The organism is Variovorax sp. YR266 (genome assembly GCF_900107295.1).
Lineage (GTDB): Bacteria > Pseudomonadota > Gammaproteobacteria > Burkholderiales > Burkholderiaceae_C > Variovorax.
Window position 1 is genome coordinate 30468 of record NZ_FNPM01000021.1, and the last position, 15268, is coordinate 45735.

Annotated in this window: 14 protein-coding genes; 6 read left to right on the top strand and 8 right to left on the bottom strand. The window is 68.5% G+C overall.

The window, feature by feature from the left end; genetic code table 11:
• The first annotated feature begins 45 nt into the window (after positions 1-45).
• Positions 46-957, top strand: a complete 912-nt coding sequence (locus tag BLW48_RS32590) for a LysR family transcriptional regulator (protein WP_093179767.1) — start codon at positions 46-48, stop codon at positions 955-957.
• A gap of 48 nt (positions 958-1005) precedes the next feature.
• Positions 1006-2046 (top strand): ABC transporter substrate-binding protein, encoded by a 1041-nt coding sequence (locus BLW48_RS32595; RefSeq protein WP_093179768.1) that lies wholly within the window; start codon positions 1006-1008, stop codon positions 2044-2046.
• 109 nt (positions 2047-2155) lie between these two features.
• On the opposite strand, the gene BLW48_RS32600 is transcribed toward BLW48_RS32595, so the two are convergent.
• From BLW48_RS32600 to BLW48_RS32630, 7 genes are all read right to left on the bottom strand, one after another.
• The gene (locus tag BLW48_RS32600; protein WP_093179769.1) at positions 2156-2677 is read right to left on the bottom strand and encodes a DUF3761 domain-containing protein; all 522 of its coding nucleotides are present in this window, start codon (positions 2675-2677) and stop codon (positions 2156-2158) included.
• A 93-nt stretch (positions 2678-2770) separates the two neighbouring features.
• Positions 2771-3433: a hypothetical protein gene (locus BLW48_RS32605; protein ID WP_256331047.1), complete on the bottom strand. Its 663-nt coding sequence runs from the start codon at positions 3431-3433 to the stop codon at positions 2771-2773.
• Positions 3430-4242, bottom strand: a complete 813-nt coding sequence (locus tag BLW48_RS32610) for a COG1470 family protein (RefSeq protein ID WP_093179772.1) — start codon at positions 4240-4242, stop codon at positions 3430-3432. The genes BLW48_RS32605 and BLW48_RS32610 overlap by 4 nt, the downstream gene beginning before the upstream one ends.
• Positions 4239-4733, bottom strand: a complete 495-nt coding sequence (locus BLW48_RS32615; protein ID WP_093179773.1) for a hypothetical protein — start codon at positions 4731-4733, stop codon at positions 4239-4241. Before BLW48_RS32615 ends, BLW48_RS32610 begins: the two co-directional genes overlap by 4 nt.
• Positions 4730-5374, bottom strand: coding sequence for a hypothetical protein (locus tag BLW48_RS32620; protein ID WP_093179775.1), 645 nt, complete (start codon positions 5372-5374; stop codon positions 4730-4732). The genes BLW48_RS32615 and BLW48_RS32620 overlap by 4 nt, the downstream gene beginning before the upstream one ends.
• Positions 5374-5979: a hypothetical protein gene (locus BLW48_RS32625; protein WP_093080952.1), complete on the bottom strand. Its 606-nt coding sequence runs from the start codon at positions 5977-5979 to the stop codon at positions 5374-5376. Before BLW48_RS32625 ends, BLW48_RS32620 begins: the two co-directional genes overlap by 1 nt.
• Positions 5980-6036: 57 nt before the next feature.
• Complete coding sequence (locus tag BLW48_RS32630) at positions 6037-8304, bottom strand: SdrD B-like domain-containing protein (RefSeq protein WP_093179776.1); 2268 nt, start codon at positions 8302-8304, stop codon at positions 6037-6039.
• 283 nt (positions 8305-8587) lie between these two features.
• On the opposite strand from BLW48_RS32630, the gene htpG reads away from it, so the two are divergent.
• From htpG to BLW48_RS32650, 4 genes are all read left to right on the top strand, one after another.
• A complete protein-coding gene (gene htpG, locus BLW48_RS32635) occupies positions 8588-10624 on the top strand; it encodes a molecular chaperone HtpG (RefSeq protein WP_093179828.1) in 2037 nt (678 codons plus the stop codon).
• Positions 10621-11304, top strand: coding sequence for a hypothetical protein (locus tag BLW48_RS32640; RefSeq protein ID WP_093179778.1), 684 nt, complete (start codon positions 10621-10623; stop codon positions 11302-11304). The genes htpG and BLW48_RS32640 overlap by 4 nt, the downstream gene beginning before the upstream one ends.
• Before the next feature lie 74 nt (positions 11305-11378).
• Positions 11379-12365, top strand: coding sequence for a Bug family tripartite tricarboxylate transporter substrate binding protein (locus BLW48_RS32645; RefSeq protein ID WP_093058665.1), 987 nt, complete (start codon positions 11379-11381; stop codon positions 12363-12365).
• Between the two features lie 138 nt (positions 12366-12503).
• Complete coding sequence (locus BLW48_RS32650; RefSeq protein WP_093179779.1) at positions 12504-14159, top strand: hypothetical protein; 1656 nt, start codon at positions 12504-12506, stop codon at positions 14157-14159.
• Here the strand turns inward: BLW48_RS32650 and BLW48_RS32655 are convergent.
• Positions 14149-15267 carry a glycosyltransferase family protein gene (locus BLW48_RS32655; protein ID WP_093179780.1) on the bottom strand — a complete coding sequence of 373 codons (1119 nt, stop codon included), beginning with the start codon at positions 15265-15267 and terminating at the stop codon, positions 14149-14151. The two genes, BLW48_RS32650 and BLW48_RS32655, sit on opposite strands and share 11 nt — an antisense overlap.
• Position 15268: the final 1 nt, after the last annotated feature.

Here is a 15268-nt window from a genome sequence, read left to right on the forward strand (position 1 = left end):
CCGGTGGCGGATAATTTTCCTTTCACTGGTGCTTGAAAGTCTCCAATGGGTCAACGTCTGCAAGGCATCGAGGAATTCGTCGCGGCGGCCGAGGCGGGCAGCTTCGCGCTGGCCGCGCAGCGCCTGCATGTCACGCGCTCGGCCGTCGCCAAGAGCATCGCGCGGCTCGAAGCGCGCCTGAACACGCGGCTCTTTTTGCGCACCACGCGCAGCCAGAGCCTCACCGAGGAAGGCCACGGCTACTACGAGCGCTGCCGCCGCGTGCTGGCCGAGCTCGAGGCGGCCGAAGCCGTGACCGACGCCGCGCGCAGCACCGCCTCGGGCCTCGTGCGCCTGAGCATGCCGGCGATGCTGGGCCGGCTGAAGGTCGGGCCTCTGCTGCTGGCGCTGGCGCGCCGGCATCCGCAGCTGTCGCTCGAACTCTCGTTCAATGACCGGCGCGTGGATCTCGTGGAAGAGGGGCTCGACCTGGCCATCCGCAGCGGCGAACTCGCCGACAGCGCGGAGCTGGCCGCCCGGCCGGTCGGCATGCAATGGATGGCGCTGTGCGCCTCGCCCGCCTACCTGCACGAACACGGGCATCCCGCGAACATCGACGACCTGAAGGAGCCGCACGAGGCCGTGCTCTATGCACGCGACGGCCAGATCTCGTCCTGGCGCTTCCATGACACCGAGGGCCGTCTTGTCGACGTGACGCTGCCTTCAAGGCTGCGCTGCGACAGCGCCGAGGTGCTGCTCGAAGCCGCCATCGGCGGCATGGGCCTCGCGCGCCTGCCGGCATGGCTCGCGGCCGATGCGCTCGCGGCCGGCACGCTGGTGCGCGTGTTCGACGAGCCGCAGCCCTTCGGCTTCGCGCTGCACGTGGTCCGCCCGCGCAGCCGCTACCTGCCGCTGAAGACGCGGGTGGTGATCGACTGGCTCGCCGAGCACCTGCCGCCGCTGCTGGCCGCGCGCTGAAGCGGACGCTATCCTGCGCGTTCAAACAACGAACGAGGAGATCCGCGCATGCATCCTTTTGCCGTCCGACACATCGCCACCGCCGCATGCATTGCCACGGCGGCCCTGCTGGGGATGTCGAACACCGCGGCGCAAGGCACCGTCAACGCGCTGTGCAGCACCGACGCGGGCTGGTGCGAAGCGGCGGCCACCGCCTTCACGCGCGAGACCGGCATCAAGGTGCAGCAGGCCCACAAGGGCACAGGTGAAATCGGCGCGCAGCTGCGCGCGGAAGCCGCCAACCCCAAGACCGACATCTGGTGGGGTGGCACCGGCGACCCGTTCCTGCAGGCTGCCGAGCAGGGCCTGCTCGAACCCTACCGCCCGGCCTACATCAACGACCTGCACGACTGGGCGGTGCGCCAGTACGCGCTGTCGCAGAACATGGTGGGCGGCTTCTACACCAGTGCCATCGGCTTCGGCTTCAACACCGACCTGCTCAAGAAAAAGAAGCTGCACGAGCCCAGGTGCTGGGCCGACCTGATCAAACCCGAATACAAGGGCGAGATCGAGATCTCGCACCCGGCATCCAGCGGCACGGCCTACACCATCATCGCGGGCCTGGTGCAGCAGATGGGTGAAGAAGCGGCCTTCGAGTACCTGAAGAAGCTGCACCGGAACGTCACCAGCTACACCCGCAGCGGCCAGGCCCAGGCGCCCAACGTGGCCAAGGGCGAGGTGGCCATCGGCGTGAGCTTCATCTTCGGCTTCGAGCGCTGGCGCTACGACAAATTTCCCGTGAAGACGGCCGCGCCCTGCGAAGGCACGGGCTACGAGATCGGCGGCATCGCCCTCGTGAAAGGCGCGCGCAACAAGGAGAACGCCAAGCGCTACTACGACTGGCTCATGAGCCCCGCGGGCCAAGCCATCGGCGGGCAGTCGGGCAGCCTGCAGTCGCCGGCCAACAAGACCTTCAAACCCGACCCGCGCATCCCGTCGATGGCCGACGTGAAGCTCATCAAGTACGACTTCGAGAAGTACGGCAAGGCAGCCGAGCGCAAGCGCCTGATCGACCGCTGGACGCGAGAAGTGGAGTCACAGCCGAAGTAGGGCTCGCCCCCAGGCTTCGCGCACTTCGTGTCGCTGCGCCAACCCCCAACCGGGGGCAACACCAGCGGCCCGGCAAAGCCGGTTCCGCGGTGTTTCTGGAAGGAGCCCTTCAGGACGTGCAGGTCTTGTTGTGAGACGCGTGCATGCCCTTGGCCTTGGCATCGGCCTCGCTCAGGTACTCGCCCTTCTTGGTCTTGCCGTAGTAGCGGTCGCCCATGCAGTGATAGACCTTGGTCTCGTCGTTCGCCCACACCTTGCCTGCGCCGCCACCGGGCGCGGCCGCCATCTTCGTGAGGTCGGGCGAGCCCGGCGTCCTGGTGGCCGTGCCGGTGCTCGGCGCCACGCCGGTCTTGTCGACCTTCGCCGACTGGGTCTCGACCGCGGGTGCGGGCGCAGCCGCTGCGGCCGCCGCAGCACCGGCAGCAGCCGGCGCGGCCTTGCCGAACCAGGTCTTGATGCCCTTGTGACCACGGCAGGCACCCGACTTGGTGTCGGGCGATGCGTAGCTGCCGTCCTTGCATTGCACGGTGGTGCCGGCGGGCGCATCGGCCGGAACCTGTGCCTGCGCGCCGAGCGAGGCGAGCCCGAGGAAGGCTGCGACGCACAGCACGCGGGATTTCTTGTTGTTCATGCAAAGCTCCTGGAGGGGTGAAGGAAAAGATCCACCGCGCAGCTTTGGCGAGCGATCCCAGCGCCAGCTGACTTGCACGCCGGAAAGAGCCAATCAGGGCGAACTGGCCGTGAAGGTGACTTGCCCGGTGTAGGTGCCGGCGGTGCGGCTGGCCAGGTTTGCGTACGAGAAGGTCCAGGTCGCGGTGCGCTGGGTGACGAGGTTGGCGAAGCTGGTGCCCACGACATTGACCGTGGTGCCCGTGCCCGAGTTGGGAATCGGCGGCGCGGGCAGGTTGCTGTCGCTGCTGGCGATCGTGATCTCCGACAGCGGGATCGTGTTTGCCCCGCTCGTGAGCGGCGCGGTCGCGGCTGCCCGCAGCGTGACCTGTCCTGCGTTGCTGCGCACCTCGACCGGCAGCGCGTTCCCGCTCGGCGTGACGCTGAAGGTCGGCGCCGCGCCGCTCCAGTTCACGGGCGTGTTGTTGCCCGCGACCGGCGTGGTGGGCCCGCCCGGGATCGACGGCGTCAGCACGAAGCTCACCGTGCTCGTGGTGCCGCCCGGCGTGGGCCACGCGCCGTCGCCGATGCGAAAGAAGATGAACTTGTCGATGGCGATCGTGAAGTCGAGGTTCACCAACCCGGTGGTCAGCGGCACCGAGGCGCTCGGGCCGACGGTGCTCGATGCGGCGTGCGTGGCCCCCATCGGCGCCATGCCGACGGCCGTGGCGAGCAGGCCCGAGAACGTGCCTGCCAGGGGGCCCATACGGTGCGTCACTTGAGCTCCATGTCCACCTTGAAGCTGCCCTTGTCCCAGTCCAGCGTACCGCTGGCCTTGACCGGGTAGGCGGGCTGCGGCGCGGGCTGGCCGCTCTCGCCCTTGGGCACCAGTGCCAGCGTGCGCGTCTGGCCCGGCAGGATGGGGGTGCCTTCGGGCACCAGCTCGAAAGCGCGGCCCTTGCTGTCGGTGGCGTCCAGGCTGCCTTCGAGCCGGCCGTGCGCGTCGCCCGTGTTGCTCACGGTCACCAGCGTGCGGCGTGCGCCGTTTGTTTCTCCGCTGGCGATCTGCTTGATTTCGAGCTTGGGCTCGGCGCCGTTGAGCATGACGTACACCGCCACCGCGATGCGGCCCGTGACCGGCAGGCTCAGGCTGGCTCCGCCGCTCTGGATGACGGTCTGCTGCGCCGGCTCCGTGCCCTCGATGGCGATCATGAAGCGGCACTCGCCGCGCGGCGCGTCGGCCGGCGGATCGACCTGGAAGCGGAACGCCTTCTTGCTGCGCGCCGGCACCGAAACGCTGCGCCGCTCCAGCACCACCCACGGCCTGCAGCTGCCGGGCAGCAGCTCGTCGTGGTAGCCGATGTTGCCTTCGGCCGAATAGCTCCAGTCGATGGTGCGCATCGTCACCTCGGTGGCGGTCGGCGCCAGGTTGTGGATGTCGAGCGACTGCCCCAGGCGCGCGCCGGCCTTGCCCGAGAGTTCGAAGCGCGACGGCGTGACGGCCAACTCGAAGGGCGCGGCCGTTGCGGCGCCGGCCACTGCCAGCAGCAGGAGGACGAGAGAAGAGGGAGAGAGAAAAACGTTCATGGCAGGGTTTCGATTTCGAAGAACGACTCGAAGCTCAGCGCCGAGCCCGAAGGCATGCGCAGCTCGCGGGGGTCGACGCGCAGCGTCAACTCGAAGGTCTCGTTCATCCAGGGCGCCTGGACCACGCCGTTCCACACCTGCACCCGGTCGCCGGGCCGGCCGCTGCCGCTTGCGAAGGCGCCGTTGCCGCGCCATTGCACCTGCATTCCGGCCGGCGAGCGCAGGCCCGCGACCATCGACGGAATCACATAGAAGATGCGCGCGCGCCGGCCCACATGGGGGGCGGTGGCCAGCCGGTACTCGATGCGCCCGAGGGGCAGCACGACCATGTTGCCGTCCATCCCCTGGGCGTTGCTGAAATCGCTGCGCACCTGCGCGCGCGGGGAGGCCGAATCGTCGAGCCGGGCGACCGCCGCCCACGCGGGGGCGAGCGTTGCACCGCAGAGCAGCAGTGCAGCGGCTGGCCATCGGCGAAGGCGCGGGGAGGTCATTCCATCGAGGCCGTGAAGCGCACGGTGCCCTTGTAGTTGCCGCCCGGGTACACAACGTCGTTGTCGTAGGAGAACTGCAGCCGCGTGGCAGTCACGTTGCGCGACAGGTAGGTCCAGGTGCCGACGCCCAGGACGCAGGGCAGGCCGAGCAGGCCGACGCAGAAGGTGGCGTTCGCGTCGTAGCTCGCGATCGACTGGTTGGCGGCGGCGGTGAAGCGGCCGTTCTGGATGTCGCCCGAGGCGGCGTTGCTGTTGTTCGTGGCCACCCAGCTGATCTTGCTGAAGGGAATGGTCGTGGCGCCGCAGCCGCCCGACTGGCAGGTCAGCGCGATGGAGGAATCGACGCGCAGCGTCACCGGCCGTGCCACCGTGGTGTTGGCTATGGGGCGCACCGGCATCACCCAGACGTCGATGGTCGGTGTGCCGGTCACGGCCGTGGGGGTCAACCCGGCGTTGGCGCCGGTCACGCTGAAGGCCACCGTGTCGATGGTCGCGCCGGGCGATCCCACGCGCAGGGTCAGGCCGTAGGTGCTGCCCGTGTCGGTCACTGTGGTGATGACGGCGTGGGCGGGCGGGGCGAGGCTCGCCGCCGCCACGAGCGCCGTCGTGGCGATCGCCTGGCATCGGCGGCTGCGCGTCATCAAATGCCCTGGGCTGTGTACGTGATGGTGTTCGTGTACGTGTTCGCAGCCCAGCCGGCGGGCGTGCCACCCAGCGAGTAGGCCCAGGTGCCAGTGGCGACCGCGTTCGAGGGGAACGAGGTCGAGGCGCAGGCACCGAGGTTGGCGCCCGGGTGCGGCAGCGTGCCCGTTGCGGTGACTGTGAAGTCCGCGTTCGTCGGGCCGCCAGTGAGGGGCGCCCAGGCGCCCATGGCGCAGTTGATGGTGCCGGCGCCGGCGTTGGTCCAGGCGTACACGGTGAGCGTGCTCGCGGCGGACGTGGTCGTGACGGTGGGCGCCGCGCCGTTCCAGTCCACGTTGGTGTTGTTGCCCACTACCGGCGTAGTGGGCACGCCCGGAATGCTGAGGGCTGAAGTCCAGGTCACCGTGTCGACCGTGGTGTTGGTCGAGCCGACGCGCAGCAGGATCAGCTTGGGCACCGTCACGCTCAGGTTCACCTTGGCCTGCGCCGTGATCGTGCCCGTGCCGGAGCCGTATTGGCTCTCGGCCATGGCGGGTGCTCCGGCAAGGGCGAGGCCTGTGAGCGAGGCGGCCAGCGCGAGGCGGGCAATGGGTTTTCGGGTCATGAAGTCTCCTTGGGGTTGTGTATGCGGGGAAAAAAATCGAAAGGTCGGTGTCGTGGTTCATTCGCCCACCTTGACCACGGGAATCGCGGCAGTGGCCTGGCCACGCAACGGCACGTTTACGCTCGTCCCCGTGTCGCCGGTCGCGCCCCAGGGCAACGGCACGCTTTCGAGCGTGAGCGTCAGTTGATGCCGGCCGGTGGTTACCAGCGGAAATTCGAAGCGGCCATCGCGGTCGGTGATGGCGCGGTAGCGGCCGTCGAGCAGCACCTCGACGCCGGCCACGCCGCCTTCGCCTGACTGCTGCTCGCCGTCGCGGTTGGCGTCATAGAACACGCGGCCCGACACGCTGCCGCCGCCCGCACCCTCGCCGCGCATGCCCGCCGCCCGGTAGGCCGTGCCCGCGCTGCCCTCCCAGCGCAGGTAGACGTAGGCGGTCTTCTCATTGCTGCGGTAGAGATTGGGTGCGGAATAAGAGGTCGGCAGCAGCGATGCGCGCGCCTGGTTGAAATTGGCCATGAAGCCCACGCGCCAGCCCGCGCCCAGCTCCTTCTCGGCCATGAGCGAGCCCGACAGGCCGCGGCTGGTGTAGAGGCCGCCGCTTTGCGAGGTGTAGCGCAGGTTGCCGCCGACGTTGAAGCCGCTGTCGATCCAGTAGCGGAACTGCAGGCCCGCCGTCGGGTAGCTGCGGGCGGTGCCGCCGCTGCTGTCGCGCGCATGGCCGAGGGTGGTGGTGAGCTCGGGGCGCATCGTCTCGTAGCGCCCGCCGATCCAGTCCTGCTCCCACTGCACTTCCTGGCCGGTGGCGGCGCTGTCGCCGAGCACGATCAGCTCGTTGCGCCGCACCGTCAGCGTGAAGCGGCTGCGCGGCCAGTCGAAGAAGCGGGTCTGGTAGAAGGCGCTGCCGTAGAGGCTGCGCCCGTCGCCGCTCGCTATGGCGTTGGCGGTGCCGCCGTCCGGCAGCCCGTCGTAGCGCGTGCGGTACGCGCTCAGGCTGCCGCCGACGGAGTTGTAGCGGTCGAACAGGTACTGGAAATTGCCGCTCGCGCCGAAGCGCCGGTAGCCCGAGAGATGGAAGCTGGTGTCCGGCGCCGCGCGCTCGTAGTCCAGGCCGGCGCCCCAGCTCATGCGGCTGGTGTTGCGGTCCACGCGCCAGTACGCGCCGCGCGTGCCGGTCGCCAGTGCGTAGTCGCCGAAGTACAGGTTGGGCCGCGCGGTGTAGATGCCGAATTCATGGCGGTACAGGCCGGTGCGCGCGCTCGCCTCGATGAAGAGGCCCTGCGAGTCGCCGGTCGCCACGCCCGGCGTGGGTGAATTCACGCGGCTGCCCACCAGCGTGGCGCGCGCCTTGAAGTCGCCGTCGCGCACCACCTCGCGGCCGTAGCCGATCGACGTTGCCCAGCTCGTGACGTCCTTGTGGCCGATTCCCATCGCCGTGATGGGGTCGATGTAGTAGGCCGGAATGTCGCGCGCCTGGTCGAGCTGGAACGAGGCGAACCATGGATCGCCCAGGCGCAGCGTGGTGCCGAGCCAGCCGAGCGTGCCCTGGCTCTTCTCGAAGCCGGGGTACGGCCCGCCAGTGAGGTTGCCGCGCTGGCCGATGCCGGCGCGCACGTCGAGATCCGTGCTGAAGATGCGCGTCGAAGCGCCGCGCACCGTGGACGAGCCCAGCGTGAGCCTGTAGTTGCGCGCCAGGCCATCGGTGACTTCGCTGTAGATGTCGCCCACGGCGGTGTCGGCGAAGGTCTGCGTGGTCAGCGGAAAGCCGAGGTTGCGCAGCGTGAAGCGGCCGCTGGTTGCCTCGCGCGCATAGCCCAGCGAGCCGATGCCGATGCCGCTCGCGCTGTTGTCGCCACCCAGGTGGCGGCCGTCGGCCTGCAGCACGAACTCGCCGTAGTTGAGGGTTTCGCGCCGGTACTCGAAACGCTGGCCGAACTCGGTCGCGCGCTGGCGGCCGTAGCCGGTGGTCGTGGCGTCGCCGAAGCCGATGCGGCTTTCCACCAGCCAGGCGCGATAACCCTGCGGCTGCTCGGCTTCGGGCGTTGCGTCGGCCGCCGCGGTATCGGCATCGAGAGTCTCGAAGCGATCTTCGTAGGCCTTGGGCGCGGAGTCGACGAGCGCCTTCAGCCGCGCCTGCTCTGCCTGTGCACGGTCGAGGGTTTCTATGCGTGCGTCAGCCACGGCCTGGGGTTTCTGGGGCTCGGCCTGCGCCTGCGCGCAGGACAGCCATGCCAGGGCGGTCGTGCATTCGAGCCACGCGAGCACGCCCCTCGGATGCCACAGGGCTCCGACGGGACCAGGTACGGTCCACGGCGTTGTTCGAATCATCTGGCGACATCCCTGTTTTGTCTCCCGGGTGTTGCGGCCCTGTTCCGGATCAGCGCAGGATATTTCAGAAGTGTTGACGACCGTTAATATTTCGTGACCCGGAAGGCTTCCCCGGGCGAGAACGTTGGTCTTACGCCTTCAGGGGTGCGCAAAATGGAGTCTTTCGACCCCATTTGCCTCTTGATGAGGTCGAAAGACCACCCATTTGAAGAAGTTGGCACAGCGTCACCGCATGGACGCCGTGCCCGGCATAGAATTTTTTGGCTTCGATATTTCTCTTTCCATGGCTGATTCCTCCAAAACCAAACTCCCCTTCCAGGCTGAAGTCGCGCAACTGCTGCACCTCGTCACGCATGCGCTGTATTCGAACAAGGAAATCTTCCTGCGCGAGCTGATCTCGAACGCATCGGACGCGTGCGACAAGCTGCGCTTCGAGGCGCTCGACCACCCCGAGCTGTATGAAGACCAGCCAGAGCTCGACGTGCGCCTGAGCTTCGACAAGGCCGCGCGCACCATCACCATCACCGACAAGGGCATCGGCCTGTCGCGCCAGGAGGCCATCGACAACCTCGGCACCATCGCCAAGAGCGGCACAAAAGACTTCATGAGCAAGCTCAGCGGCGACCAGAAGGCCGACGCACAGCTCATCGGCCAGTTCGGCGTGGGCTTTTATTCGGGCTTCATCGTGGCCGACAAGATCACCGTCGAATCGCGCCGCGCGGGCCTGCCTGCCGACCAGGGCGTGCGCTGGGCCAGCGGCGGCGCCGGCGACTTCGAGGTGGCCGACATCACGCGCGCAGAGCGCGGCACCAGCATCACGCTGCACCTGCGCGACGACGCTGACGAATACCTCAACGCCTGGAAGATCAAGCAGATCGTCGGCAAGTACTCCGACCACATCTCCCTGCCCATCCTGATGGAAAAGGAAGAGTGGAAGGACGGCGAGAACGACCAGCCCGGCGACATGGTGAAGACCGGCGAGTGGGAAACCGTCAACAAGGCCAACGCCCTGTGGAGCCGCCCCAAGAAGGACATCACCACCGAGCAGTACGAAGAGTTCTACAAGAGCATCAGCCACGACTACGAGGCCCCGCTCGCCTGGAGCCACAACCGCGTCGAAGGCAGCACCGAGTACACGCAGCTGCTGTACATCCCGGCCAAGGCCCCGTTCGACCTGTGGAACCGCGACAAGAGCGCGGGCGTGAAGCTCTACGTGAAGCGCGTCTTCATCATGGACGATGCCGAGGCGCTGATGCCCAGCTACCTGCGCTTCGTGAAGGGCGTGATCGACTCCGCCGACCTGCCGCTGAACGTGAGCCGCGAGCTGCTGCAGGAAAGCCGCGACGTGAAGGCGATCCGCGAAGGCAGCACCAAGCGCGTGCTCGGCATGCTGGAAGACCTGGCGAAGAAGCAGAAGACCGCGCCCGAGAGCGGCGAGGGCAAGATCGACGTGGGCTCGGGCGAATCGGTGCCTGCACCCGATCCGACCGAAGGCGTGACCGATGTCGTCGACAAGAACACGCCCACTGCGGCCGAAACCGCTGCTGCTGCCGCCGACGAATCCGGCAAGTACGCCAAGTTCTACGCCGAGTTCGGCGCGGTGCTGAAAGAAGGCCTGGGCGAAGACATGGGCAACCGTGACCGCATCGCCAAGCTGCTGCGCTACGCCTCCACCACCACCGATGCGGTGAGCGTGAGCTTCGCGGACTACAAGGCCCGCATGAAGGAAGGCCAGGACGCGATCTACTACATCACGGCCGACACGCTCGCCGCTGCCAAGAACAGCCCGCAGCTCGAAGTCTTCAAGAAGAAGGGCATCGAGGTGCTGCTCATGACCGACCGTGTCGACGAGTGGGCGCTGAACTACCTGAACGAGTTCGACGGCACCCCGCTGCAGAGCGTGGCCAAGGGCGCGGTCGATCTCGGCAAGCTGCAGGACGAGTCCGAGAAGAAGGCCGCCGAGGAAGCCGCCGAGTCGTTCAAGCCCATGCTCGAGAAGCTCAAGGAGGCCCTGAAGGACAAGGCCGAAGACGTGCGCGTGACCACCCGCCTGGTCGACTCGCCCGCCTGCCTCGTGGTGCAGGACGGCGGCATGAGCACGCAGCTCGCGCGCATGCTCAAGCAGGCCGGCCAGCCCGCGCCCGAACTGAAGCCGGTGCTCGAAGTGAACGCCGAGCATCCGCTGGTGAAGAAGCTCGAGGGCTCGTCGCATTTCGACGATCTCGCGAACATTCTGTTCGACCAGGCGCTGCTCGCCGAAGGCGGGCTGCCGGCCGACCCGGCCGCCTACGTGAGGCGCGTCAACGCGCTGCTGGTGTGAACGAACGGCCGCGCGTCCCTCGTGCAGCAGCCGTCGTTCCGGCGGCGCTGCTGTTGCTTCTGACGGGCGGCTGTTCTCACTATCACGTCGGTATTCCGCTGGTGCCCGGACTCTCGCTGGGGCTGGGCGCCACCAAGGACGGCAATTTCTCGGTGGGGCTCAACACCGGATTCGGCCCGCTCGGCGCTGGCGTGGCCGTGAACAACGGCGGGCAGGTGTCGGGCTCGGCCGGCGTGGGTGTCGGCGTAGGGCCGGTGGCCACGGGGGTCAGCAAGGGCGCTGTGCTCTATGACCCCAAGGCCGCGCCTGCGGCTCCCGCTGCTGTGGCGGGCGCTCCGGCCGGTGCGGTGGCATCGGCGACACCCGCTGCACCTGTGGCACCAGCAACTTCGGCATCGACCGCTGCGGGAACGCCGGCGACGGTTGTCCCCGTGCGCTATTCGACACCTGCCGATCCATTCACGCCCATCGCCACTCCTGCTGCTGCGGCCCAGGCACCCGCTGCCTCCTCGGTGGCACGCACCGCGGCACCGGCCCGGCCGCCCCTCGTCAAGATCACGCGTCCGCCACCGGAGCCTCCGGCGCCCGCCGTGAACATCAAGTACCGCACCCCGGCCGTGGCTGCCGCCGCGGCCTCGGCCCGCGAAACCGGCACGCCCGGAAACCCCGTCGCGCCCTGATCGACGCGCCTTTCACACGAACACGCGACCCGGCCTAACATCGCGGCTGGTATCTCCTCCGGAGACAGTCGTCCATGACCCGTCGACCGCTGCTGCTGCACCTCTTGTCCATAGCCGCCCTCGCGGCCACGGGACTGCCCCGCGCAGCGAAGGCGCAGGCCGCATACCCCGCCAGGCCCATCCGCTGGATCGTGCCGTACCCCGCGGGGGCCGGCGCCGACATCGTCGCGCGAACCATCGGCACGCAGCTCGCCATCGACGCAGGCCAGCCGGTGATCATCGAGAACCGCGCAGGCGGCAACACCGCGCTCGGCGCCATCGAGGCCGCGCGCGCCCCGGCCGACGGCTACACGCTGCTGTCGGCCGACAACGGCACGCTGGTGTTCAACCCCGCGCTGTATCGCAACCTCAGCTACAACCCCTCGCGCGACTTCGCGCCCGTCACCCTGCTGGGCCGACTGCCGATGGTGCTGCTGGTAGGCCCTTCCAGCGGCGTGAGGGACGCGCGCGCCTTCATCGACGATGCACGCGCCTTTCCCGGCAAGGTCAGCTTTGCCTCGGCCGGCACCGGCAGTCCGCAGCACCTGGCGATGGAACTGCTCGAACGCGAAGCCGGGCTGGAGATGGTGCACGTGCCCTACCGCGGCGCCGCGCCCGCGCTGGCCGACGTGGCGGGCGGCCAGTTGCCGGTGCTGATGTGCGACCTGGCCGCGTCGCGCCGCTTCATCCAGGGTGGCAAGCTGCGCGCGCTGGCGGTGGCGCACCCGCAGCGGCTGAAGGAACTGCCCAACGTACCCACCTTTGCCGAGCTAGGCATGCCGCGCGTCGAAGCTGCCGCGTTCATGGGCCTGGTGGTGCCCGCCAACACCCCGGGCGAGATCGTGACGCGGCTGCAGCAGTCGGTGGCCAGCGCCATCCACAACCCCGCCGTGCTGCGCAAGCTTGCCGAGTTCGGTGTCGAGCCGGTGGGCGATGCGCCTTCGCAGTTCGCGGCGCTGCTGCAGGGCGAGTCGGCGCGCTGGCATCCGCTGATCCGCGATCTCAATCTCTCGCTCGACTGAGCCGGTCCTTTACGGCAACTTTGCGCATGTGCCGAGCCTTCCTCACTTTGAACTAAGAGTCGCTGCCTAGATTGGCGCATCGCACAGAAAAGGTCGGCGAGGCGGGTTGCAAGGGGCAGGCCGGTCCTCCCGAGACCCATGACCACGAGCCGGTTCCACCACGTCATTTTTGCGGACGACTTCTTCCGCTCTCCAGCCAACGGGCTGCAGTATCACGCCGCCAACCGGCGCTTCCTCCGGGGCTTCTTCGACACCGCGCTGGGCCGCCTGGGCCTGCCGGTGCGCGAGATCACGCCGCTGTCGGAAGGCGGCCGCATCGACGTCGAGCGCCTGATGGACCGGCTGGAGCTGCCCTGCACCCCGGCCGGCTGGGCGCGCGCCTGCATCGCCAACCTGTTGCCGCTGGCCGGGCGCGAGGGCCTGCCGATGTTCGACCCCGGCTGCCTCGTGATCGGCTGGGGCCTCACGCCCGCGCTGCAGCAGTGCATAGACCGCAGCGGCGCGAGCTACCTCGACATCGAGATCGATCCGCGCCGCTTCACCGAGCATCTGCACTTCTGCGCGCGCACCAATGACCCCGTGATCGAAGCCGCGCTGCTGGCGCGCCGCGTGGACGAAGAGCTGTTCTGGAACCACGCGAGCGCGCTCAAGGGCCGCTTCGCGCGCCACGGCGCGGCCTCGCTGTTCGATCCGCGGCTGCGCGTGGGCCTGTTCTTCGGGCAGAGCCTGGTCGACCTGTCGCTGGTCAGCGGTGGGCGCACCATGCACCCGGCCAGCGTGATCGCGCCACTTCGCGAGCTGGCGAACAGCGTCGACCTGCTGGTCATCAAGCCGCACCCTTACGAGAGCGCGCTGCACGACCTGGCGCCCATCGCGCGCGCCATTCCCAATGTGGCGTGGACGCGGGAGAACACGTATGCGCTGCTGTCGGCTGCCAATGTGCATTTCGCATCCAGCCTGTCGTCGAGTGTGCTGACCGAGGCGCGCTACTTTCGCAAGCCCGCGCACGCGCTGATCCGCGCCGACCGCAATGCGGCCGGGTTGCTGCCCGAGACCTGCTCAGACTGGATCCCAGTGGGCGCCGCGCTGGGCGCGATGGATTTCATGGCCGCGGCCTGCGGCGCCGACGACAACAACAATGCCAGGCCGAGCCTCACGGCCTGGCCCGAAGCGGCGATCGACCGCGCCTTCCTCACGCGCTGGGGCCTCGACGACCAGACACAAGGCCTGCCCGAAGTGGCCGAGCTGCAGATGGGCCGTTCCTACCTGTTCCATCCCGGCAGCCCCGCGATGAGCTGGCTCAGCCATGGCTGGGCAGGCTTCGACGGCGATGGCGCGCGCAGCGAGGGCGAACTGGCCTGCCTCGTCATTCCCTTGCCTTCGCTGGCGCAGTCACCTGTGCTGTCGCACCAGCGGCCGTACCGGCTCGAGGTGAGCATCGACTACCGCAGCAACGCCAAGGCCACCAGCGTGCTCGCCATATTCGACGGCACGGTGCTGCCGGGTCAGCGCGGCACCGGCGCACGGCGGCGCAGCCTGGTGTTCGAGATCGAACCGACGGCGGGACGCAAGTGCCTGGTGCTGCAGTTCGTCGTGGCCGCCGGCACGGGGCGCCGCATGGCCCAACCGGCCTTCACCATCAGGAAGCTGCAGGTGTCACTGCGCATGGGCCGGGGAGTGATCTCCGCGCCGCCGAAGACAACAGCGAAGCAGTGGTCCGAGATGCATCCGGTGCGTGCGATGACGAGGGCGTTTCGCGCGTTGATCGATACGGCGCGTGGGGTTATCGGGTAGCTGTCGAGGCAAGGCCGTACAGCAGCGTAGTCCAGTGCCGGAGCCGTTCGATGGCCCCCTGTCGCCCCGCAGTGGCATCCGCCGCGCTAGCCGGCAACGCAAGCAATTCGCCGGCCGCGGCGGCAACCGCCCGCGCAAACTTCGGCGCATCACCGCGCCACACCACCACACGGTGCGCCAGACCAAGCTGCGCCGCGCGCCCCGCGTTGATCGCCTGCTCCGGCTGGTCGGTCAGCAGCAGCAGGATCGGTTTGCGATAGACCGCTGCGATAGACAGCGCCGCCATGCCCGGCGCCGAAACGATGAACGCGCTGTGCGCCGCCGCCTCTATCCAGTGCTCGTCGCGCGCATGCCAGTGTGGCCTGTGGGCATAGCCTTCGCCGACGAGATGTGCTTGCACGCCCGCGCCGGCAAGACCCTGTTCGAGGCCGTCGGCAAGCGCCGGCTCCTGGAAATGCGGGTTGAGGTACACGGCAGCCGCGCGCTGTGCCGCTTCGCTGTGGTCCACCGCATCGACCACCGCGACCGGCGTGGCCAGCCGGTGGCGGCCGTGGCCGTCGTGCTGCGGCTCGCCATAAGCGAAGTCGTGCTCGATGCGCGCCAGGCTGCGGTCGATCTGCCACGCCACGATGCCGCCGAACAGCTTTGCAATCGCGCCGGGCATCCGTCCCTTGAAATTGGTTTCGAGCGCGCGGCGCAGGCTGGCGCCGTACACGTGCACGACCTTGCGCCGCCAGAACGGCAGCCAGCCCATCAGCAGCAGCGCGGGGTGGAACGAGTCGTTCACCACCAGGTCGGCTTCACGAAAGCGTGCGCGCAGCCGCCACACGTCGCGCAGCATGCGTTCGGGGCGGAACATGTAGTGCGCCACGTTGCGGTCGGTTTCGCGGCGCAGCATGTTCTGCTGCGTGTCGAACTGCACCGCGTAATGGCGCGAGAGCACTGGCGCATCGATGTCGAAGCCGGCGAGAAAGCGCGCGCCTTCGTCCGAGGTGGTAAGCACCTGCACCTGCGCGCCGGCTGCGCGCAGCGCGTGCGCGAGCAGCTGCGCACGCATCAGGTGGCCGCGCGCGTCCGCGGTCGCGAGGTAGAGGATGCGCGGCGGCATC

Bases quoted from the DNA above. Each gene is read 5' to 3' on its own strand.
- BLW48_RS32590 (WP_093179767.1), top strand. From the start codon at position 46: ATGGGTCAACGTCTGCAAGGCATCGAGGAATTCGTCGCGGCGGCCGAG.
- BLW48_RS32595 (WP_093179768.1), top strand. From the start codon at position 1,006: ATGCATCCTTTTGCCGTCCGACACATCGCCACCGCCGCATGCATTGCC.
- BLW48_RS32600 (WP_093179769.1), bottom strand. From the start codon at position 2,677: ATGAACAACAAGAAATCCCGCGTGCTGTGCGTCGCAGCCTTCCTCGGG.
- BLW48_RS32610 (WP_093179772.1), bottom strand. From the start codon at position 4,242: ATGAACGTTTTTCTCTCTCCCTCTTCTCTCGTCCTCCTGCTGCTGGCA.
- BLW48_RS32615 (WP_093179773.1), bottom strand. From the start codon at position 4,733: ATGACCTCCCCGCGCCTTCGCCGATGGCCAGCCGCTGCACTGCTGCTC.
- BLW48_RS32620 (WP_093179775.1), bottom strand. From the start codon at position 5,374: ATGACGCGCAGCCGCCGATGCCAGGCGATCGCCACGACGGCGCTCGTG.
- BLW48_RS32625 (WP_093080952.1), bottom strand. From the start codon at position 5,979: ATGACCCGAAAACCCATTGCCCGCCTCGCGCTGGCCGCCTCGCTCACA.
- BLW48_RS32630 (WP_093179776.1), bottom strand. From the start codon at position 8,304: ATGATTCGAACAACGCCGTGGACCGTACCTGGTCCCGTCGGAGCCCTG.
- htpG (WP_093179828.1), top strand. From the start codon at position 8,588: ATGGCTGATTCCTCCAAAACCAAACTCCCCTTCCAGGCTGAAGTCGCG.
- BLW48_RS32645 (WP_093058665.1), top strand. From the start codon at position 11,379: ATGACCCGTCGACCGCTGCTGCTGCACCTCTTGTCCATAGCCGCCCTC.
- BLW48_RS32650 (WP_093179779.1), top strand. From the start codon at position 12,504: ATGACCACGAGCCGGTTCCACCACGTCATTTTTGCGGACGACTTCTTC.
- BLW48_RS32655 (WP_093179780.1), bottom strand. From the start codon at position 15,267: ATGCCGCCGCGCATCCTCTACCTCGCGACCGCGGACGCGCGCGGCCAC.